The organism is Marinilactibacillus sp. 15R (genome assembly GCF_001895285.1).
Taxonomy (GTDB): Bacteria; Bacillota; Bacilli; order Lactobacillales; family Carnobacteriaceae_A; genus Marinilactibacillus; species Marinilactibacillus piezotolerans.
In genome coordinates this window covers 1685724-1706751 of the sequence record NZ_CP017761.1, presented here as the reverse complement: position 1 = coordinate 1706751, position 21028 = coordinate 1685724, and the positions used below count along the sequence as shown (strand labels likewise).

18 protein-coding genes, 1 pseudogene and 1 other annotated feature are annotated in these 21028 nt (G+C 35.5%); of the genes and pseudogenes, 2 read left to right on the top strand and 17 right to left on the bottom strand.

Annotation, left to right across the window (positions count from 1 at the left end; genetic code table 11):
- Window positions 1-182: 182 nt before the first annotated feature.
- Both rsmB and fmt read right to left on the bottom strand, forming a co-directional pair.
- A complete protein-coding gene (gene rsmB, locus BKP56_RS08420) occupies window positions 183-1496 on the bottom strand; it encodes a 16S rRNA (cytosine(967)-C(5))-methyltransferase RsmB (RefSeq protein ID WP_156849271.1) in 1314 nt (437 codons plus the stop codon).
- A gap of 31 nt (window positions 1497-1527) precedes the next feature.
- Window positions 1528-2475, bottom strand: coding sequence for a methionyl-tRNA formyltransferase (gene fmt, locus BKP56_RS08415; RefSeq protein WP_072694653.1), 948 nt, complete (start codon window positions 2473-2475; stop codon window positions 1528-1530).
- A gap of 352 nt (window positions 2476-2827) precedes the next feature.
- Between fmt and BKP56_RS08410 the strand changes: the two genes are divergently transcribed.
- Complete coding sequence (locus tag BKP56_RS08410) at window positions 2828-4081, top strand: IS110 family transposase (RefSeq protein WP_072694652.1); 1254 nt, start codon at window positions 2828-2830, stop codon at window positions 4079-4081.
- A 157-nt stretch (window positions 4082-4238) separates the two neighbouring features.
- Here BKP56_RS08410 and priA read toward each other — a convergent pair whose 3' ends face one another.
- From priA to BKP56_RS08335, 15 genes and pseudogenes are all read right to left on the bottom strand, one after another.
- Entirely contained in the window at window positions 4239-6656 is a 2418-nt protein-coding gene (gene priA / locus BKP56_RS08405; protein WP_072694651.1) for a primosomal protein N', read from the bottom strand.
- A 13-nt stretch (window positions 6657-6669) separates the two neighbouring features.
- Window positions 6670-7905 carry a bifunctional phosphopantothenoylcysteine decarboxylase/phosphopantothenate--cysteine ligase CoaBC gene (gene coaBC / locus BKP56_RS08400; protein ID WP_335628726.1) on the bottom strand — a complete coding sequence of 412 codons (1236 nt, stop codon included), beginning with the start codon at window positions 7903-7905 and terminating at the stop codon, window positions 6670-6672.
- Window positions 7906-8067: 162 nt separating this feature from the next.
- Window positions 8068-8280 (bottom strand): DNA-directed RNA polymerase subunit omega, encoded by a 213-nt coding sequence (gene rpoZ, locus BKP56_RS08395; RefSeq protein ID WP_072694649.1) that lies wholly within the window; start codon window positions 8278-8280, stop codon window positions 8068-8070.
- A gap of 1 nt (window position 8281) precedes the next feature.
- Window positions 8282-8899, bottom strand: coding sequence for a guanylate kinase (gene gmk / locus BKP56_RS08390; protein WP_072694648.1), 618 nt, complete (start codon window positions 8897-8899; stop codon window positions 8282-8284).
- A gap of 79 nt (window positions 8900-8978) precedes the next feature.
- Window positions 8979-10349 carry a patatin-like phospholipase family protein gene (locus BKP56_RS08385; RefSeq protein ID WP_072694647.1) on the bottom strand — a complete coding sequence of 457 codons (1371 nt, stop codon included), beginning with the start codon at window positions 10347-10349 and terminating at the stop codon, window positions 8979-8981.
- A gap of 144 nt (window positions 10350-10493) precedes the next feature.
- Window positions 10494-11123 carry a V-type ATP synthase subunit D gene (locus BKP56_RS08380; protein ID WP_072694646.1) on the bottom strand — a complete coding sequence of 210 codons (630 nt, stop codon included), beginning with the start codon at window positions 11121-11123 and terminating at the stop codon, window positions 10494-10496.
- Between the two features lie 5 nt (window positions 11124-11128).
- A complete protein-coding gene (locus BKP56_RS08375) occupies window positions 11129-12505 on the bottom strand; it encodes a V-type ATP synthase subunit B (RefSeq protein WP_072694645.1) in 1377 nt (458 codons plus the stop codon).
- Complete coding sequence (locus tag BKP56_RS08370) at window positions 12498-14282, bottom strand: V-type ATP synthase subunit A (protein WP_072694644.1); 1785 nt, start codon at window positions 14280-14282, stop codon at window positions 12498-12500. Before BKP56_RS08370 ends, BKP56_RS08375 begins: the two co-directional genes overlap by 8 nt.
- A 12-nt stretch (window positions 14283-14294) precedes the next feature.
- Window positions 14295-14606 (bottom strand): V-type ATP synthase subunit F, encoded by a 312-nt coding sequence (locus BKP56_RS08365; RefSeq protein WP_072694643.1) that lies wholly within the window; start codon window positions 14604-14606, stop codon window positions 14295-14297.
- Window positions 14599-15600 (bottom strand): V-type ATP synthase subunit C, encoded by a 1002-nt coding sequence (locus tag BKP56_RS08360; RefSeq protein ID WP_072694642.1) that lies wholly within the window; start codon window positions 15598-15600, stop codon window positions 14599-14601. Before BKP56_RS08360 ends, BKP56_RS08365 begins: the two co-directional genes overlap by 8 nt.
- 13 nt (window positions 15601-15613) lie before the next feature.
- Window positions 15614-16195 (bottom strand): V-type ATP synthase subunit E family protein, encoded by a 582-nt coding sequence (locus BKP56_RS08355; RefSeq protein WP_072694641.1) that lies wholly within the window; start codon window positions 16193-16195, stop codon window positions 15614-15616.
- A 96-nt stretch (window positions 16196-16291) separates the two neighbouring features.
- Complete coding sequence (locus tag BKP56_RS08350; protein ID WP_072694640.1) at window positions 16292-16765, bottom strand: V-type ATP synthase subunit K; 474 nt, start codon at window positions 16763-16765, stop codon at window positions 16292-16294.
- A gap of 23 nt (window positions 16766-16788) precedes the next feature.
- A complete protein-coding gene (locus tag BKP56_RS08345; protein ID WP_072694639.1) occupies window positions 16789-18744 on the bottom strand; it encodes a V-type ATP synthase subunit I in 1956 nt (651 codons plus the stop codon).
- On the bottom strand, window positions 18731-19057 hold the full coding sequence (locus tag BKP56_RS08340; protein ID WP_072694638.1) for a hypothetical protein: 327 nt from the start codon (window positions 19055-19057) through the stop codon (window positions 18731-18733). Before BKP56_RS08340 ends, BKP56_RS08345 begins: the two co-directional genes overlap by 14 nt.
- A gap of 40 nt (window positions 19058-19097) precedes the next feature.
- Window positions 19098-19144 (bottom strand) — a sequence feature (sodium ion sensor (DUF1646 type); this cis-regulatory element may regulate processes involved in with the transportation of sodium ions).
- Window positions 19145-19454: 310 nt separating this feature from the next.
- A pseudogene (locus BKP56_RS08335) lies at window positions 19455-20321 on the bottom strand (DegV family protein).
- A gap of 346 nt (window positions 20322-20667) precedes the next feature.
- Between BKP56_RS08335 and BKP56_RS08330 the strand changes: the two are divergent.
- On the top strand, window positions 20668-21000 hold the full coding sequence (locus BKP56_RS08330; protein WP_072694637.1) for a hypothetical protein: 333 nt from the start codon (window positions 20668-20670) through the stop codon (window positions 20998-21000).
- Window positions 21001-21028: the final 28 nt, after the last annotated feature.

The following is a 21028-nucleotide window of genomic DNA, read 5'->3' as shown; positions in this document are numbered from 1 at the left end:
GTAGCAACATAATCTTGATTTGTCTCCCGTTTACCAATATGAGATTTAATGGTAGCTTTCAGTTTTCCTCACTCCTGATATACAAATAATCATACACTCTTATTGTTCAATTTCTATGTACCTGTCTTAATGACAGGCGCTATAATTAATAGTATGTCTTATTTTTTCTTGATGTACAAGTATCATTTTGCTTTTGTCAATGAACAGATAAAGAATCCGTCTGTGCCATATTGATGTGGATAAAGTCTTAACATATCATCTTCATCTAAATTAATGTACTTATTTTCTAGATAAACAGGTTCAATAGTATACGCTGGATGATCACGTAAAAAGGTTTCGATTACTTCTTCATTTTCTTCATGAGTAATTGTACAAGTACTATAAATCAAGCGACCACCTTTTTTCAGAAGAGGTGCTAAGCTAACCAAAATATCTAATTGGATTTTTTTTAGTGATATTAAATCCTCAGGTGTTTTAGAGTAACGAATTTCAGGTTTTCTTCTCATTAATCCTAGTCCAGAACAAGGAGCGTCTATTAATATTTTATCGAATGTTTCGTCAGACACTAATTCTTTTATCTTCCTAGCATCAATATTCTGCGTTTTTACGACTGCATCCACATGTTGTCTTTTCGCATTCTGCTCGATTAGTCTGATTTTGTGTGCATGCAGATCTAAAGCTAAAACTTCTCCATTCTGCCTCTGATCGAGATAAGTGGCAATATGAGTTGTCTTTCCACCTGGGGCAGCACAAGCATCCAAGACTTTATCGCCAGGTTCAATTTTAAGTGCTGGAGCTACAAGCATTGAACTTTCATCTTGGATAGTAATCATTCCAGTTTTAAAAAGGCTGGATCTAGCGGGCAATCCGCTTTTACTAACCAGACCATAAGGAGAAACTCTACTTTTCTCTACACTATATCCTTCATCCATTAGCTGTTCTATAGCCTTATCAACAGAGATCTGCTTTGAATTAACTCTTAAGCTGACTTTCGATTTTTCAAGTAAAGATTGTGCGTAATTCTCTGTCTCTTCTATACCTATATTTTTTATACTCTGGTCAATGATCCAATCAGGCAGACTATACATCGTTCCTAACCTAACAACCGGATCTTTTATTTTAGAATAGTCTGGTATTCCATTACGCAGTACATTTCTCAATACTCCATTGGTCAATCCTGCTATTCCTTTGTGGCCTCTAACTTTTGCAATATTCACCGCTTCGTTCAAGACAGCGTGGTCTGGTACTCTTTCTAGATAGTACAATTGGTAGACTGATAAACGTAAAAGCTGTAGTACCCAATTCTGTAATTTCTTCTTATTATCTAAATAAGGCTCAAGTATATAATCTAATGTGCGCTTTCTTTGGATAACACCATAGACAAGCTCTGTTAATAAATTGCTATCTTCTTTTGACAATGCTTCCTTTTCAATTGTCTGATTTAAAACGATATTACTGAAAGCACCTTTTGAATTCACTTTTTCAAGTATCATCATCGCTAAATAACGACTACTTTTTCTAATGGATTTATTCTCCAAATCGTGTTCCTTTCTTTAAATGACTGCCCGCTCCAGTCAGATAATTTATACTTTTCATGCGTTGTTTTCCAGATGGTTGAATTTCATATAAAGCTAACAGTGTTTGTTCTCCGCAAGCTACGACAATTGCATCTTTTCTGATTTCTTCAATTTCTCCCGGTTGTTGTGTCGCCTTTTGTTCGACAGGTTCAACAGACCAGATTTTAAATCGCTTGCCTTCAAGAATTGTATGAGAACCCGGGAAAGGTCTTAATCCTCTTACCATATTATCAATTTCAACAGCTGTTTTTGTCCAATCTATCTTTTCTTGTTCTGCATGAATCATTGGAGCATAAGTTACTTCTTCAGTATTTTGAGGTATAGATTCATTTGATTGATCAAATATAGAAGGAAGTGTATCAATTAGACAATCTTTTCCTAATAAACTAAGCTTTTCAAACATTGTACCGACATCATCTTGTTTGGTGATTGGTATAGAATATTGCGCAATAATATTTCCGGCATCCATCTCTTTTTCCATATACATAATTGTAATACCTGTTTTCTTATCCCCATTGATGATTGCTGAATGGATTGGAGCTGCCCCACGGTATTTAGGAAGCAAAGATGCATGAACATTGATTGCTCTAAAGGGTGGTGCTTGTAGTAGTTTTGTTGGAACATACTGGCCATATGCTGCTGTGACAATAAGGTCAGGTTTTAAAGCTAAAAGCTGTTCCATCTCTTCTGAACCTGATAGTTTTTCGGGTTGCCAAACTGGTAATTTTAATTCTATAGCTGCTTGTTTGACTGGGGGCGGAGTTACAATTTTTTTACGTCCAACTTTACGATCTGGCTGAGTTACAACGGCAACAACTTCTGCTTGTTCAAATGCTGCAAGTGCTTCTAATATTGGTACTGAAAATTTTGGGGTTCCCATAAAAATTATTTTATACACATTACTTCTCCTCGTATTATAAGTTTATAGTTAAAAATTTAAGTTAATTTTGCTTGGATATTCTGGGATAATCCCTAATAATGGACCCATGGAATAGGTCCACCGGGAATCTGCTTTTTCTCCTTGTAGACAATCTACATTTTAAAGTCTGTATCCCAACAAATCGCTGTACTTTAAACGCATAAGCTGTACGTGACTGACTTTGACGACTAGCGTCGTAGCGCTAGAGGTGTGGCTGTCAAAAGTCTTTCTATACTGTACTCATTCGCGAGGTTGAGGCATACGATTTGTTTTTAGGGGTATCCCAGAGTATCTAAGCATATTCCAAATTCAAAGAAAGGAGGTCCTCTCCATGAAATTGTTTATTGGTTTAGATGTGAGCTCTACTAATTTAGACGCGTGCTTTCTAACAAGTGAATCCACTATTTTATTAGAGACTTCTGTCTCAAATGATCTAACAGGTGCCTGTGAAATCAGAGAGCTTACGCTTGATTATATCAAGCAGTTTGCGTTTACCCGTGTTGTCATTGGTATGGAAGCTACAGGACAATATAGTTCTCTGCCTGCTTTATTTTTTCATGAAGATGAGGCATTACGTTCTCATGGCGTAGAAACAACCGTTGAAAACCCACGTAATATCCACCGTTTCATGAAGGTTTTTACAGAAGATAAAAACGATCGACTTGATGCTTTTCATATCGCTGATTATTTACGACTTGAACGCTTCAATACCTCTCCAATCAAGGAAGAGCAATATATCGCTCTTCAATCTTTGACTCGTACACGTTTTAACCTTATCCAAGATATGACACGTACGAAACAACATTTCTTAAATATCTTATACATGAAATGTAATGTTTTACAGCGTGAATTAAAGTCGGACAACGGCTCAACTTCTGTTTTTAGTGCTACAATCATTGAGCTTTTTACAACGGATTACACGCTTGATGAAATTGGTTATATGCCTCTAGAACAGTTAATAGGTATTTTACAAGAAAAAGGGCGTGGGCGTTTCAGAGAACCTAAAAACCTGGCTGAACGGCTTCAAAAGGCCGTCAGAAGCTCTTACCGTTTAAGCAAGACGGTTCAGGACTCGATTGACAGCGTATTAGCCTCTCAAGTTCGTATTATCAGGACTTACCAGGAAGAAATAAAGGCCTTAGATAAAGCAGTAGTAGATATTCTAGAAGTCATTCCAGAGTCAAAGAGTTTACTCAGCATTCCTGGAATCGGCCCTGTATACACCGCCGGTATACTCGCTGAAGTTGGTCAAATTGGTCGATTTGCCTCTCAAGCTAAGTTAGCTAAATACGCTGGTTTATATTGGCCGAAAAATCAGTCTGGTCATTTTGAAAAAGAATCAACGCCACTCTCTAAACAAGGGAATCGATACCTACGATATTACTTAATTGAAGCCACCAATTCAGTAAAACGTCGTCTCCCTGAGTATTCTGAGTACTATGAGAAAAAATTCCAGGAAGTACCAAAACATCAACACAAACGAGCCCTCGCCTTGACCGCTAGAAAATTTGTGCGTTTGGTGGATAAATTACTACGAGACCACCAACTCTATACGCCCCCAAGGAGGTCGATAGAGCATTCTTAAAAATGAATGTCGCAAATCTTTTGGCACCTCTCTATAAGGAACTGAAGTTCCCTATATATAGTAGGTTTATTTGCCATACTCTTTTTCCTGAAAAGCTGCCCTCGCTATTAATCTCTTTATCTTGACTTATTACCATAAGACTTTTAGAAATCTTAGATTATATAAAGTTCATTGGTTGTGAATCAATGGAAATGAATAATCCTTTCGCTTGATCTTTTTGAGTATTGGCTAACAATTCATGCAATCGATTCGATAAAGCTTCTTCTTTTTTATACTTGATAATTACTTGAAAGTGATAACGATTATGAGTTCTTGCAATTGATTTTGGCGTGGGTCCTAAAATAATTGCTTTATCGCTTAAAGCAGGCTGTATGAAATGAATAAATTCACCGATTTTTTTGGCTGCGGTCATCTCATTCTCATGACTGACAGAGATTCGAACTAAAAAATAATAGGGACTGTAATCACTTAAATGCCGTAAATGCATTTCTTTTTTATAAAAAGAATTATAATCATGATTTTTTGCATATTGAATGGCATAATGCTCAGGATTAAATGACTGAACATACACTTTTCCGATTTTTTCAGCTCTACCAGCACGTCCGCTCACTTGCGTTAGCAATTGAAATGTTCTTTCTGCAGATCTGAAATCCGGTAGTCCTAGTGATGTATCCGCATTGATCACACCGACTAAAGTAACATCTGGAAAATCTAGCCCTTTTGCAATCATTTGAGTTCCTAACAAAATATCAGCTTTTTTATCTCCAAAATCTTTCAGAAGACGTTCATGGGCTCCTTTACGCCTTGTCGTATCAACATCCATGCGGATAATTCTTGCCTCTGGAAACAATCCTTGCAGCTCTTCTTGTACTTTTTGGGTCCCAGTACCAAAATATCTTATATTTTTACTATGACATTTGGGGCAAATTGTTGGAATATTTTCTTCATGTCCACAATAATGACATTTCATTGTTTTAGTATCCATATGCAAAGTCTGAGAAATATCACAATTTGGACATCCTAACACAAACCCACAATCTCTACACATGACAAAAGAAGAATATCCTCTTCTATTCAACATTAAGACAGACTGTTCCTTTTTTTTTAAACGATCCTGGATCGCAGCTTGCAGACTTAAAGAAAAATTACTGCGATTCCCTTTTTTAGCTTCTTCTCTCATATCGATAACTGAAACTTCAGGCAAAGCTTTTTTATTAGCTCTCTCTTTTAATTCCAGTAAAGTATAGACTCCTTTGCTGGCACGAGCACTAGATTCTAAAGAAGGTGTAGCACTTCCTAAGATAACGGGACAGTGATGATATGCGCCTCTCCATATCGCAATATCTCGAGCATGATATTTTGGGTTTTCCTCTTGTTTATAGCTTGTCTCATGTTCTTCATCAATAATGATCAATCCGATTTTTTTTAAAGGAGCAAATACACTAGATCTTGCACCTACAACAACTGATGCTTCCCCATTATTGATTTTTCTCCATTCATCATATTTTTCCCCTTCAGATAATCCACTGTGTAAAACAGCAACTTTTTCTCCAAACCGACTTTTAAAACGATAAACCATCTGAGGCGTTAACGCAATTTCCGGTACTAGCATCAATGCTCCCAGATTTTCATCAAGTACTTTAGAGATAGTTTGTAGATAAACTTCTGTCTTCCCACTACCAGTGATTCCTTTTAACAAAAAAACATCATGTACATTTTCATCCATTTTATTTGAAATTTTATTATAAGCTATTTGCTGATCCGGATTGAGTTTTAGAGCAGTTGTTGCCTTAATTTGCGTATTTTCATACGGATCGCGATAGATTTCAATATCTTTTAGCTGGCACCATCCCTTATTTTCAGCTACATTGATAGTAGCTAAAGTGATACCATATTCTTCGTTCAACCATTTGACATCAAGCCATTCTCCAGAATCTATTGACTGTAAGACATTAATCAAAGCAATTTGACGTTTAGCATTCGCTCTTAATCCTTCTCTAATTTCTTCCAATTGTTCAAAACTAAGTGCTGAAGTAACTCTTTTTATTGTTTTTTTTGTACGCTTGTCTTTTACCTCATAATTGACTTCGACTTTCCCTTGTGCTTTAAGTTCTAACATTAACTTCACAAGGTCGCGATCGATAACTTCTTCCCAAGGTAACTCCTGTTTCCCTTTGAACACTTCAAAAAATGTCTCTTCTTCTAAGTCATCTATTATAGTAATTTTCTTTTCATATTTCGCTCTTAAAACTGCCGGCAGCATCGTTTGGTAACAACTGATTCGAAAACTATATGTCTCCTTAGCCATATATTCCCCGAGGTCAATCAACTCCGTATTTAAAACAGGCATTAAGTCCATTAATTGATCAATTTTTTTTAATTCACCTTTGTAATCTGATGCTGCAAATCGATTTGTAACAAAACCTTGTACTAATCTAGAACCATTTCCAAAAGGAACTACGACACGCATGCCTGACACTAATCGTTGTTCAAATTCTTGAGGAATTTCATAGTGAAATGGTTTATTTGTTTGTAGTACTGGAACATCTACAATTACTTCTGCTATATGAGGCATGAATGTCCTCCTTTCATCCTAATTGTTCAATTACCAATTCAATTATGCGTTCAGCAATTCTAGATTTATCAGATAGTGAAATCAATACCGGGTCATCTTGTTTTGAATAAATAATTACTTCGTTCTCATTAGAATTAAATCCTCTATCTCTTCTGCTTACATCATTTGCTATAATAAAATCTACATTTTTATCTTTTAATTTTTTCAATGCGTATTCTTCTATATTATCTGTCTCAGCTGCAAAACCTACTAATAACTGATGTGTTTTCTTTTGACCCATTTCTTTCAAAATATCTTTTGTCTTCTTTAATTCAATTGATAACTCATCTTTTTTCTTCATTTTATGATTTTCTTGTTTCACTGGTGTGTAATCCGAAACTGCTGCTGCCATAATTAGTACATTTGAATTTTCAAAATTTGCATCAACTGCTTCATACATTTCTTGAGCAGATTCTACTTTTATTTGCTTGATTTGACTGTGGACTGCTAATTCACTTGCTGTAATCAGAATAACTTCTGCTCCTTTTTTCATTGCTGCTTCTGCTATAGCATGTCCCATTTTTCCTGATGAATCATTTGATATATATCTGACTGGATCGATTCTTTCTTTCGTACCCCCAGCTGTAACAAGTATTTTTTTACCTTGCAGAGGAAGGCTATCGCTTTGATTTATTATAAGTCCTTCTATTTCATCAAGAATAGCTGCACTATCAGGAAAACGTCCCTTACCGCTATAACCTTCCGCTAAAAAACCGGTAGCAGGCTCCATAATATATACCCCACGGTCTTTAAGTATCTGTATATTGGTTTGAGTCGCTGGATGTTCATACATATGTTCATTCATTGCAGGAACAATAAAAACAGGTGTTGTTGTCGCTAAAAGTGCTGATGTCACAAAATTATCCGCAATTCCATTCGCCAATTTAGCTAATGTGTTTGCAGTCGCTGGTGCAACTATAGAAAAATCAGCCCAATCTGCAAAATGAATATGTTGTACGAATTTTGGATCATTTTCAGAAAATGTGTCAACATGTACAGTTTCTTTACTCAAAACTTGAAAAGTCAATGGAGAAACAAATCTAGTCGCAGAAGGCGTCATTGCAACTTTTACTTCTGCGCCTGCTTTAATCAGTTCTCTCATCAGGCTGACAGATTTATAAGAGGCAATACCTCCAGTTACGTAAAAAGCTATTTTCATTTGATTGAACATGTTTATCCCTCGATTCATTACTTTCTTGTATTTTACCAAGAAAATCGGCTTCTGTCTTTAACTCGTTAAATTTCATTGTTAATAATCGAAATTAAAGAATTCATTTCATAAAAAAACCTCTGCTAATTACTTTTGCTAAAGGAGTGTAGACTTAAGCAATCAATAATTACCTGCAGAGGTTTATTTTAAATTGTACTCAATTTATTTCTGGATACTGTCAGGATCTAACACAATATCTCCAGATTCGATTTCTTCTAATGCTTTTCCAACATTTTTAGTCGATACGTATTCATCTAATAATTCAACATTTTTACTATGTTGCATTTCTTTAGCTCGTTTAGCCGCTAAAATAACTAATGAATATTTTGAATCTATTTTGTCCAATAATTTATCTTGTGAAGGGTATAATAACATATTACTCCATCTCCTCTATAATTTCTGCAAATTCTTTCAAGTTACGTGTAACTTTCAAGTGTTCACTCTCAATGATATTTCTTATTTTTCTCGCTGCATTATTAACCGTATCATTTTCTACTACGTAATCATAGTATTGAATCAGCTTTAATTCTTCTACGGCTTTTGTCATACGTTTTTCAATCATTTCGTGAGTGTCTGTTCCACGATTAACAATACGAGAGTTTAGTTCTTCTAAATCAGGCGGAGACAAGAAAACAAAAATTCCTTCAGGCATTTTTTCTCTTACTTTTAATGCACCTTGAACTTCAATCTCTAAAAATACATCTCGTCCTTCATCTAGAGTTTTATTAACGTACTCTAAAGGAGTCCCATAATAATTACCAACATATTCAGCATATTCGAGCAGACCATCTTCTCGAATTAAATGCTCAAACTGTTCTTTTGTGCGAAAATAATAATCCACACCATCAACTTCGCCTTCTCGTTGTTTTCTTGTAGTCATAGAAACAGAGTAATCAAAATCGTTATTATAATTATCAAAAATGGCTTTTCTAACTGTTCCTTTCCCTACACCTGAAGGCCCAGATAAAACAATCAGTAATCCTCGCTCAGTCATTATTACTTCCTTCCCAAAACAATTCTTTCGGTTGAAACCTTATCCTCAATTTTAACACATAATCGGGTTGTTTGGGGAATTATTTAAAGTTATTCTCAAATTTTTTCTTTAAATATAAAATATACAAAGCTAAAACAAAAGGAAATGGTCTGATCAATATAATTGTTTTGAATAATTTATCTGTTAATTCTCCTTTGGACTGTTCTAAAGTATTCAATATAAAAAGTGTCATATGTCGATTCGAAACAAATGGAATCTTTTCTTTAAATCTTTCCACCCATTCTCTTCCACTTAAATGAAATTCAGGTACTAAATCTCCATATAAATTAAAGGTTTCTTCTTCTTGTAGCCTATTTACCCTTTCAAGTATTTCCAGCTGAAAACTTTCAACTGTGTAGATTTTTTCTGGTAATAATCGAAAAATTTTACCTGCAAGCTCCATGATTGCTAAAGGCAGTGTATCTTTACTGACTTGCTTATTCCACTTTCCTGACAACTCTTTAATTAAAGTCAATTGATAATCTTCCTCAAAAAATGGATCTATCATACTCTCGGTACTATCTGATGCTAATAGTTCGTTTAAAGCGAGATAAAAGGAACAATATTCCTTTCTTAAAAGATCTTTTTCAAAAGTATACCAGTATCCTTGGAATCGTTCTGCTAACTTCATCGTTTCCAGATATCCTAACTGTATATTTAGCGATGTTCTTTTTTTATGGAAAAATAAGTAATCACCTAAAGACCATTCTGTTCTGATCCATAGAGTTGGTATACTTTTAATATGGCGATTAACTCTTAAAAAGCCTGGGCCTTCCATATCGACTATAATCAGTTTGTCAGGATCTTTTTTCAATACCATTTCATAAGGAATATGGTTTAAATAACCTCCATCCATATACGGTATTCCTTCAATATAAATTTTTTCCATTGCAGGATAAAGCGAGGCACTAGCAAGTAAATACTTGTTTAACATATTCTTGGGAATATCTTTTAAATAAAAAAATTCAATTTTATTTTTAACACCATTTGTTACTGACAAACCAAAATCAATCTTAGACTTTCTAATTGCTTTTTCATTTGGGATATAATAATTAATCAATCTATACAACGGTTCTGAGCTGAAACCTCTTTTTCTGATAGCTTTTATGAGGAAACCACCCAGTGTTCGCTGATAATCTTTAAAACTATTGATACTTAATGGAAAATCATAATCAAGTACCTTTCTCCCTTCAATATCACGCCACATTTTTTCAGCATCTGAAACATTTCCTTGCAGCATTAAAGCACCATTTAATGCACCAACTGATGTTCCAACGACAATATCCGGCTTATAACCAAGCTCATCTAAGGCTTTCCATACACCAATTTCAAACGCTCCTCTAGCTCCACCTCCACCAAGAACTAATGCCTTTTTTTCCCCCTCTTTTATATCAAAAAATTCTTTAGACACTCTCACTACCTCCCTAGCAGTATCCGTCTACAATAAGGGATTTGTATATATAGTACCGACATTCTTATATAACTATAAATAAATTTATTCAATAAGTATTATAAAAAAGGTATCGATAAATAATATCGATACCTTTTTTTGGAATTATCCCATATCTTTTACTTTCATCAATCGAGTAATAGAAGCACGTTCTGCCTCATCAAGTTTCATTTGAATAAAGTAAATGGTTTCTTCTAGTTGTGGAATCGTCATGAATTCCAGTGCGTTTACACGACGTCTAGTTTTTTCGATTTCATCTGCCATTAACTGACAAGTTTTTTCAATTTCTGCTAATTGAAGCATGTCTGGCATTACTTCAATCAAATATTGAAATGTCAAATCTAATTCACCATTTGAATTTAAATATCCGTAACTTAAGTCTTCAAGGTCATCGGCATTCTCATTATATTGAAAATGCATTTGCGGCACGCGAACACTCATAATATTTTTCTGATCGATATTTAAATTGACGCTTTGGCTTGGAACAGCCATCAGTTCTTCAATAAAGTTTTCGTGAAGAAGTGATTTGGCCATTGCGAAAGACTGCATTGCTTTTTCTAATTTATCTTCCACTTCGATACGCAATTCGTTATTTTGACGAATCAACGTAATGAAACGTCTCATCAGTTCATCTTGCTTATCTTTGAGGAGTTTATGTCCTCTGGAAGCTAACGAAAGACGATCTTTCAGGTTAGATAGTTCCATTCGAGTGGGGTTGACATTTAATTTAGCCATTTACCTCACTCTCCTTTTGGTAAATATTTGTCCAGCATATCATCTTTGATACGTTTTAGTTCAGCACGCGGTAAGACTTTCAGCAAGTCCCAACCTAAATCAAGTGTTTCTTGAATCGAACGATTCGTATAGTTTCCTTGATTTACATACTCTTTTTCAAATTTATTTGTAAATTCAACGTACTTACGGTCACTTTTAGATAGTGCAGCTTCACCAAGTACTGCAGATAATTCTTTCGCTTCTTTACCTTGAGCATAAGCTGAGAAAATCTGGTTCATTGTAGCAGCGTGATCTTCACGTGTCTTACCTTCACCCGTTCCTTTATCTTTCAGACGAGATAGTGAAGGAAGTACATCAATTGGTGGTTGATATCCTTGATTATATAGATCACGAGAAAGAATAATTTGTCCTTCCGTAATATATCCAGTCAAATCAGGAATCGGATGCGTAATATCTTCTTCCGGCATAGTCAAGATAGGAATCTGAGTAACAGATCCTTTAGATCCTTCAAGACGACCAGCACGCTCATATAAGGTTGCCAAGTTTGTATAAAGATATCCAGGATATCCACGACGCCCTGGAACCTCACGTCTAGCTGCAGAGATTTCACGCAGGGCTTCAGCATAGTTAGTCATGTCGGTCATGATAACTAACACATGCATGTCTTTTTCAAATGCTAAATATTCAGCAGCCGTCAAAGCCATACGTGGTGTTGCAATACGTTCGATCGCTGGATCATCCGCTAAGTTTACGAATAAGACTGAACGGTCGATTGCTCCGGTCTTCTTGAAATCTTCCATGAAGAATTCAGCTTCTTCGAATGTGATCCCAATAGCAGCAAATACAACGGCAAACTTGTCATCAGCATTTGTAACTTTTGCTTGTCTTGCGATTTGAGCTGCTAATTCTTTATGCGGCAAACCAGAAGCTGAAAACACTGGAAGTTTTTGACCACGAACTAAAGTGTTCAAATGATCAATTGTTGAGATTCCTGTCTGGATAAATTCATCTGGATAGTTACGAGCGATAGGATTGATCGCAATACCATTGATATCTAAGCTTTTTTCAGGGATCAAGTCAGGTCCACCATCATTAACACGACCCATTCCATCAAAAGTACGTCCGATCATATCCTCAGATACATCTAATGATAATGGCTTACCAAGAAAACGTACTTTTGTATCTTTCAAGTTGATTCCTGTTGATCCTTCAAATAACTGGACAACAGCATTATCTCCATTGATTTCAAGTACTTGACCACGTCTTCTTGTACCATCTTGAAGTTCGATATCAACAAGTTCATCGTATTTAACACCTTCAACTCCTGTAACGGTCATCAAAGGTCCTACTATTTCGGAAACTGTTTTATACTCTTTAAGCATCTGACTCTACACCACCTTTTTCAATAACTTGTTGAATTGTTTCTTCTGTTTGCTTACGAATATCAGCAAAACGGGAAAGTTCTTCTTCAGGAATAAATTTAGAACGTCCGATTTTTTCTCGGATTTCATCGGTACCATCATTGATTTCATCATAATACGCGCCTAAGTCCATAGCACGAAGAGCTTTATCTTGGAAATCAAGAATCGTTTCAATCATTTCATATTGTTTTTCCCTAGAAGTATACGTATCCACATCATCAAACGCATTTTGTTGCAGGAAGTCTTCACGAATCATACGAGCGATGATCAGTTTCAATCTATCACGTTCCGAAAGGGACTCTACTCCAACTAAACGGACAATTTCTTGAAGTTCAGATTCATCTTGAAGTAATGATTTAACTCTAGTAACTTTTTCATCCCAGTCAACATTTAATTTCTTGCCTACGAAGGCATTCATTTCATTGGAATATAGTGAGTATGAACTTAACCAGTTAATTGAAGGAAAGTGACGTCTTTGTGCAAGTGATGAATCAAGTCCCCAATAAACTTTTGCTACACGCAATGTATTTTGTGTAACCGGCTCTGAAGTGTCTCCGCCTGGAGGTGAAACCGCTCCGATAGCAGTAATACTTCCTTCGCGACCAGTAGATCCTAAAGAAATTACCTTTCCAGCTCTTTCGTAATACTCAGCTAGCCTACTGCCTAAATAAGCTGGGTAACCTTCATCCCCTGGCATTTCCTCTAATCGTCCAGACATTTCACGTAATGCTTCTGCCCATCGAGAAGTTGAATCTGCCATGATTGCTACAGAGTATCCCATATCTCGGAAATATTCAGCAATTGTGATACCAGTATAAATTGAAGCTTCACGAGCCGCTACGGGCATGTTAGAAGTATTTGCAATCAATACTGTTCTTTCCATAATAGATTTACCTGTATTTGGATCAATCAATTCTGGGAACTCGTTAATAACGTCAGTCATCTCATTACCACGTTCTCCACAACCAACATATACAACTAAATCTACATCGGCCCATTTTGCAATCTGATGCTGCACAACTGTTTTACCCGCACCAAATGGACCTGGAACTGCAGCAGCTCCACCTTTTGCTACTGGGAACAGTGTATCAATTACCCGCTGACCAGTAATCAAAGGTTCAACTGGATTTAGTTTACGACTGATTGGACGACTACGTCTAACCGGCCATTTTTGGATCATTGTAAATTCTTTTTCACCTTCTGGAGTATCAATAACGTACAAAGTATCTGTAAGCTTAAAAGTTCCGCTAGAGATAGATTTAACTGTTCCGCTAACACCGTTAGGTACCATGATTCTGTGTTCTAATACACTAGTCTCTTGAACAGTTCCTAAAATGTCTCCACCAATAACTTCCGCTCCAACTTCAACAGTTGCAGTAAAATCCCATTCTTTATCTCTATTAAGTGGCTTAATCTCCATACCACGTTCTAGAAAGTTACTATTTGTTTTATCCATAAACTCATCTAATGGACGTTGAATTCCATCAAACATTTGTGCAATCATCCCTGGCGCTAATTCCACAGATAAAGGTTCTCCTGTAGTTTCAACTTTTTCACCAGGACCAACCATTGAAGTTTCTTCATATACCTGAATAGATGCAATATCTCCACGCATCTCGATGATTTCACCAATCAATCCTAATTCGCCAACTCGGCAAATATCTTGTATATTAGCTGACTCCATACCTCTAGCAGTAACCAAAGGTCCTGAAACACTAACAATTGTTCCGTTACTCAAATTCGTACCCTCCTATAGAATATTTTGACCCACAGCTTTTTCGACATTTTCTTGGACACGTTTCTTCCCAATGCCGCGTGAACCAGCATGATTCGGGATCAAAATGACGGCAGGTGTCATCTTCGCATCATATCTTCTAATAGTGTCTGGAATCAATTCTGCCAATTGTTCAGTCAAATAGACAACACCATAATTTTTTTCTGCGAGTTTGTCAATGATTCGTCTAGCCTCTTTTGCTTCTGTAGCAAAATGCACATCAAAACCGAGCATTCGAAATGCCAAAACTGACTCTCTATCTCCAACAACACCAATATTGTTAGGCATAATTCAATCGCATCCTTTCTCTGATTCCATCGGCAGAAACGCCGTTTTCCTTACCAGAAAGAATAAGTCGCAGGTTTTTGACTTCTGTTTCTTTTGCGTAAATGTAAGCAACGATTGGTAATGGACCAAAAGCTTCTAATTTTGCATTTTGCATTATTTTCATATAAGCATTATCTGTTTCAAAATCAATTTTCACTGGTGAAATTTCATTTGTTGCAGAATCTACAGAAGCTTCGATGATAGATCTGTACTTCGTATTCATTAGAGAACTTGCAGCTGAACTAAGATCCTTAGTAGCGATCTCTAATAATTTCCCTTTAGGTATAGATCCAGAGCTAGACAAAATGGTTAATAAGAAATTACGCGTTCTATTTTGTCTCATTGCACGTATCAATGTAGATAGATTTTGAAAATCAATGAACGTCTCTACCATTTCCGGGATTTTCGGTTCATTTGTTTCATCAGCAAGAATGCGCATATGAGTGAAATAACGACGATCTAAAATAATATCTACTGCCTGGGCATTCTGATATTGATCGTAGTCTTCTTGTACTTCGTGTATGCTATCTAGATAAGGCTGAGGCAAAATATCAGAATCACCTGTTCTCACTGCTTGTCTCAATTCAGATATGTCATATCGACCAATAGGAATGAATAAGTGATCTAGTTCCTGATCAGTAAACTCTTCTTTGAAAAGAACTTTAAGATTATGATAAGCATAACGCAGTCCGAACAACTCAATTAGAGCTTTGTTCGGACTTATGTTGAATAATTCATCAAAAGTCTGATGTAATTCATTCATCAGCATAGTGTCATAGTTCTTATCTTCTTTTATCCGATCAACATCATTTCTATACGGAGTTTCACGTAATACATTCACAGCATCCTCAAAAGAATCAGCTGCAAGCATACGATCATAATGTCCCCGATTCAGGAGGTTATTTTCATACACACGAATGAGTACATTACTTGAACCATAAGCGGTATCTTTCAAAATTTTCTCCTCCTTAAACAAATAATTCTTTTGTTATGATTGGAATCAATTCTGACTTAGCATCATCAATCAACGCATCAAACAAGAAATTGTATTCAATTCCATCTTTTTGAACTAGCACTCCTGCTTCATCATTTACAGTTTCATTAGATAGTGTAGCTTGTAAATCAGACCCAGTGTTTTCATTAATCCACTCTTGATCTACAAGATTTACAGTTTTTTCTCCACTGACAAGAGTCACTTTGTTTTCATTTTTGAATTGAGATAATACGCCTGCTAAGAAAACTTTATAATCAGCTTCGCTGATCTGATTCATTTCATCTTTAACATCTTTAATCACTCTAGAAAGAATGTCTTGCTTAGCCGCTAAAACATTATTTCTTTTTTGAATCTCTAAAGTATTTTTTCGAATTGTATAATTTTGTTGAGCTGCTTCATCGATTGCCAGCTTACGTGCAATTTTATCTTGCTCTTCTTTAACACGAGCTGCTTGGATTTCATCTTCAGCATCTTTACGTGCTTCTTCAACACGTTGACGAATAGCTGCTTTTTCTTTTTCAACAACTCTTTCTGTCAAAAGTTTTAAATCTGCCATGCTAACTAAACCTCCTTAGTAGTTCTTCTTTTCATAATAAATATAGACCTAATGAAAAGATCTATATTCGAATTAAGAAGCGATTCTATTATATAATTATAAGATAATCATTACTAAGGAAATAACGAAACCTAAAATTGCATAAGTTTCAACCATTGCTGAGTAGATAATCCCTTTTGTTGTGTGTTCAGGTTTTTGTGCCAAGATTTGCATAGCTGCTGAAGATACACGTCCTTGGTTACCACCAGAAGAAAGACAAGTGAAAGCAACTGGAAGTCCAGCTACAAACAAATACCAACCATCAGAAACCGCTAGATCCGGAGTGATTTGTAAGAAAATTAAAAATCCAATAACAAAACCATAAAGACCTTGTGTTGCTGGAAGCATTTGTAGTACAAGTGCTCGACCAAATGATTCTGGTTGTTCTTTAGTTAATGCTGCTGCTGCCTCACCTGCAATTGATACCCCGCGTGATGATCCGATTCCTGAAAAGATAACAGCCATTGCAATACCTAATCCGGCAAAAATTTGACCCATGTTATCTCCTAAAAGTGTTTGTAAAAATTCCATTATATTATTCCTCCATTTTTTAATTAATTCTTTTGTTTCAACCAAATATGTTTCTCAAGTGTTTTCAATGGTGTCAACGGCTTACCGCCGCCCTCAAAAAATTTACCAAAGAACTCAACGTATTGCAGTCTTGATGAGTGAACATAAGCACTCAAGAATGATAGTGCAACGTTCATTGCTTGTAACGCAATAATTAGTAGAACACCGATCGTAAATCTGAATAAGGGTGGTAGATAACCTACTATAAGATTAAACGCCATAGCAATATTTGCACTTGCTACACCAAGAGCCATTAGTCGGGTATAACTTACAATATCACCGACATAACCAGTGACTCCGTACAAGTTATAAAGTCCCAATCCAAATCCTAGTGCTTTATTTTTACTTGAAATCGTAGAAACAACTACAATTCCAACTACATTAATTAAAGCTAGACCGATACCGATTTGAGAAACTAAAGGAATCCCGAAGACGATTGATCCTAAAACATAAATTGCAAGTCCTATCAGCATCATTGCCCAAGCATATCCATCTACATAACTGGACGCTCTTTGTCCCTGGCGACCTTTAATGATTCCATTCATAATTAGTCCGAAAATCAACTGAATCACACCGATAATTACAGAGATAACCATAACTACTATGACGTCATCTTGTAATGAAAGCACATGGAACGGCAAGGATATTCCAAAGAAGCTACCGAAAAACAGTCCGAATGCCATTGTCGGATAAGATAAAATATGAAGGAACTTCATAAATCTACGAGTAGATCCTTCAATACCGGAAAGTTTCAAAGCTACAAATGTTCCAATTCCTAATAGTAAACCATACCCTAAATCTGCTCCAATCATTCCAAAGAATATCAAGAAAAACGGAAACATCAATGGTGTCGGATCAACTTCATTATATTTTGGCAAACTGAACATCTCGGTAATCAGTTCAAAAGGTCTAATCACGCTGTTATTATGCAAAACTATTGGTACTTGATCGAATTCTTCCATCTTGACATCATCTGTCATAACTACTACAGCATCTTCACCTAAGTCAGTATTAATAATGTGTTTTAAAGAATCAAGTTTCTCTTCTTCAATCCAGCCACTTGCTATAAATAAGTGCTTACTATTCAATACTAGATCTTTGGCTACTTCTCTTTGGCCAAGATTATAATAATATTCTTCAGCAAACTGTAAATCTCTTGCTACTGAACGCCATTCTTTCATTTCTTTTTTTAAAGCTGCTTCTTTTTCGATAAGTGCCTTTTGGCTATTCAAGTTTGCATATAAAGCATCTTCAGGTAAAAGTTCGAAAGGATACTTCAATTCTCTGAAACTTAATTCCGCTGTAAGTTTATTGAATTGCTCTTCCTGTTCTTTAGCAAGAATAATCATGTAGGCAATCTCATCACTTCTACTAAAGATTTCTTCATAGTACGCAGTAGATAACCCATCTAACCCTTCAATCAATCTAGGTGAATGTTCATTATCTACCGTTCCTACATGGACATTTAGAAGTTTTAAACCTTTAACTTCTGATGGTAGAAATTTCAATTCGCGCCATTTTCTTAAGAACGTTTCTTCTTCTTGTAGTGCTTTTTTACGTTCTTCGATATGGTTGATTTCTTTTTCTTTAGCTTGTACCTGATTAATCAAACCTTCGATATCAGTATTTTTGACATGATTCTCTAACTCTTCTAACGAGAGTACTTCTCTCTTAGTTTTCAGTTTTTCAATCATACCAGGTTCAGGAATAAATTGGCTTACGTAAGATAACGCATGTTCAATATCTTGAAGCTCAGATTTATAATCTAAAGTTTCATTATAAGAATCAGCAACTTCGAATTGTTCTAATATATCTTCTTCTAAAACATCGGAAAGTGAAATGACTTCAATACTTTGCATCTCTTGAATAGATCGCAACAGCGTTTCTTTATTCTGTTGCTCAGCCATCAAAGTCAATTTTTTCATTTTAGCGATTGCCATATCGACGCACTACCTCCTCTGCTATTCGATTGGCTAGAGCTTGTTTGTTCTCTTGATAAGCCTGTTCGAACCGCTCTGCTTCTCTATCAGCGGATTCATCCATTTCAGCTTGGTCTTTATCTAGCTTAGTAGAAAAGATCTGTTGTTGCTCGGATTCGTATTCTGACAATTCAGCTTCAAGTTTAGATTGGATAGACTCTATTTCTTTTGCTGTTTCTAATTTAATTTGTTTTATTTCATCGTCAGCATCTCTCCGCAATTGAGAAGCGCGTTCTTCAGCCTCTTTAACATAATTAATTGCTTCACGGTTCATATCGTGCCTCCTTCCGCCAAAAAGGACGTGACTAACAAGCATCTTCTCACCCCAGAAGATATTTACCTTGAAAGCTCACGCCCAACCGCATTATTATTTATTTCAACCACGTGGTCTATATTACCATACGTTTTCTTTTATTGTCAATTCTGTTCCCTCACTCTTTAATGAGGATAAACAATAGACAACTCAAGGTTGTGAGCACTTGCAACTTCACTTTCTTTACATTATGAATCTATAATCAGACAATTTCTGTATCTACTTTATTTTCTTAACATCATTTTCAAAAAAGTGCTGATTTAGGGCTAATTGAGCACTAAATTTCTTTTAATAATTCAGTTTGTTTTCATTAAAATTGTTCATTGTGAATAAATAAGTGCCTAATTCTAATAAATGATTATTTCTCTTTTCCAAAGCTAAAAACTGCTAAAGAACCAAACCCGGTATGTGAAGCTACTGTAGGACCATAAGACGTAATAACTACTTGTTTAAACTTCTGTCTGCTTTCAAGTAATTCTTTTACATACTCAGCATCTTCCAATACACCAACGTGACCAATGAAAATTGTCTGACTTTCAGGCTCAATGATGCCTTCAAGAGTTTTATCTACTAAGAAATGTAAAGATTTTTTCCTTCCTCTAACTTTTGAAAAAGGTACTTATTTCCCTTCGCTTGTCATGACAATAATTGGTTTGATACTTAGTATAGAACCAACAGTTGCTGCTGTGGCTGAGATTCGCCCACCGCGTTGAAGGTGTTTAATATCATCAACAGTGACCCATGAATGAACAGAGTTTTTGACCTCTTCTATCCACTCTACTACATCACTTAAAGACATTCCTTCCCTTTTTCTCTTGGCAGCTTCATAAACTAACAACCCTTGCCCTAAAGATGCTGCCTTAGTATCTACAATCGAAATTTCTACTGTACCGTATTCTTCTTTCAGGATATTAATTGCTTGCACTGCATTATTGTAAGATCCACTCAATTCTGAAGAAAAAGCTAAATAAATAACAGGCTTATCCTTCTCAATATATTGCTTGAACTTTTCAATATAAGTATGCACATTAACTTGAGAAGTAGAAGCAATTGCTCCATCTTTCAACCTTTTAAAGAATTGATCTTTATTGAACGTCAACCCCATATCATCGATTAGCTCTTCGTTTTCTATAGAAATAACAAAATTAAACACTTCTATATTGTACTCTTTCATTATATCTAAAGGAAGATCGCAACAAGAGTCTGTGATGATCTGATATTCCATATTCTCAACTCCTTTCTATGAAATCTACCATTATTATACTGATACAGTATCAAAATAGGAAGGGATTGCCCCTTTATTTCTCTCTTAAATATCTGAAAAAAAAGTTATGCAGTAAAAGTATAAAATATTTTATAAGTTATGATTGTTCATCATAACAATAAAAACGAACTTGAATCAGAAAAGAAAAATAAAGAATATATTGATTGTCTTTTTATCTTATCGTATCTATTTTAGATTTATTAATAGGTGCCAAAAATAGTATCTCTATATTTTTTAAAATTATTGTTGACATACTGAATGTTTGTTCGGTATAATTAATATAAACAAATGTTCGGGAGATGAAAGTATGGAGAAATTTGCAATAGAAAAAAGTACAATCATGTCTTACTTTAAAGAAAATTATTCAAATTACATCAAGGGCAGCCCTTTTACACTTCAAAAACAAATGCCTTTGATGCAGTTGAGACATTTTATCAAACAAGCTGTCCACAAACAAAACTCAATTACTATTCAACTGAATCCTACTTTTCAACAAACTACTGTTTCAGAATGCACAGGAATCGCAAATTTTTCTCCTTATTCCAGCCAGCTAATTCTAACCAGCCGGGATAACAAGACGATTCATTTAATTAATATTGAACAAATCAGACATATTCGTTTAAACTCTAACCTTAAATAATTAAAAACGCCAGTTCCGCAGATTCTTG

Bases quoted from the DNA above. Each gene is read 5' to 3' on its own strand.
- rsmB (WP_156849271.1), bottom strand. From the start codon at position 1,496: ATGATGATACTTGAAAAAGTGAATTCAAAAGGTGCTTTCAGTAATATC.
- BKP56_RS08410 (WP_072694652.1), top strand. From the start codon at position 2,828: ATGAAATTGTTTATTGGTTTAGATGTGAGCTCTACTAATTTAGACGCG.
- priA (WP_072694651.1), bottom strand. From the start codon at position 6,656: ATGCCTCATATAGCAGAAGTAATTGTAGATGTTCCAGTACTACAAACA.
- rpoZ (WP_072694649.1), bottom strand. From the start codon at position 8,280: ATGTTATTATACCCTTCACAAGATAAATTATTGGACAAAATAGATTCA.
- gmk (WP_072694648.1), bottom strand. From the start codon at position 8,899: ATGACTGAGCGAGGATTACTGATTGTTTTATCTGGGCCTTCAGGTGTA.
- BKP56_RS08380 (WP_072694646.1), bottom strand. From the start codon at position 11,123: ATGGCTAAATTAAATGTCAACCCCACTCGAATGGAACTATCTAACCTG.
- BKP56_RS08375 (WP_072694645.1), bottom strand. From the start codon at position 12,505: ATGCTTAAAGAGTATAAAACAGTTTCCGAAATAGTAGGACCTTTGATG.
- BKP56_RS08365 (WP_072694643.1), bottom strand. From the start codon at position 14,606: ATGCCTAACAATATTGGTGTTGTTGGAGATAGAGAGTCAGTTTTGGCA.
- BKP56_RS08355 (WP_072694641.1), bottom strand. From the start codon at position 16,195: ATGGCAGATTTAAAACTTTTGACAGAAAGAGTTGTTGAAAAAGAAAAA.
- BKP56_RS08350 (WP_072694640.1), bottom strand. From the start codon at position 16,765: ATGGAATTTTTACAAACACTTTTAGGAGATAACATGGGTCAAATTTTT.
- BKP56_RS08345 (WP_072694639.1), bottom strand. From the start codon at position 18,744: ATGGCAATCGCTAAAATGAAAAAATTGACTTTGATGGCTGAGCAACAG.
- BKP56_RS08340 (WP_072694638.1), bottom strand. From the start codon at position 19,057: ATGAACCGTGAAGCAATTAATTATGTTAAAGAGGCTGAAGAACGCGCT.
- BKP56_RS08330 (WP_072694637.1), top strand. From the start codon at position 20,668: ATGGAGAAATTTGCAATAGAAAAAAGTACAATCATGTCTTACTTTAAA.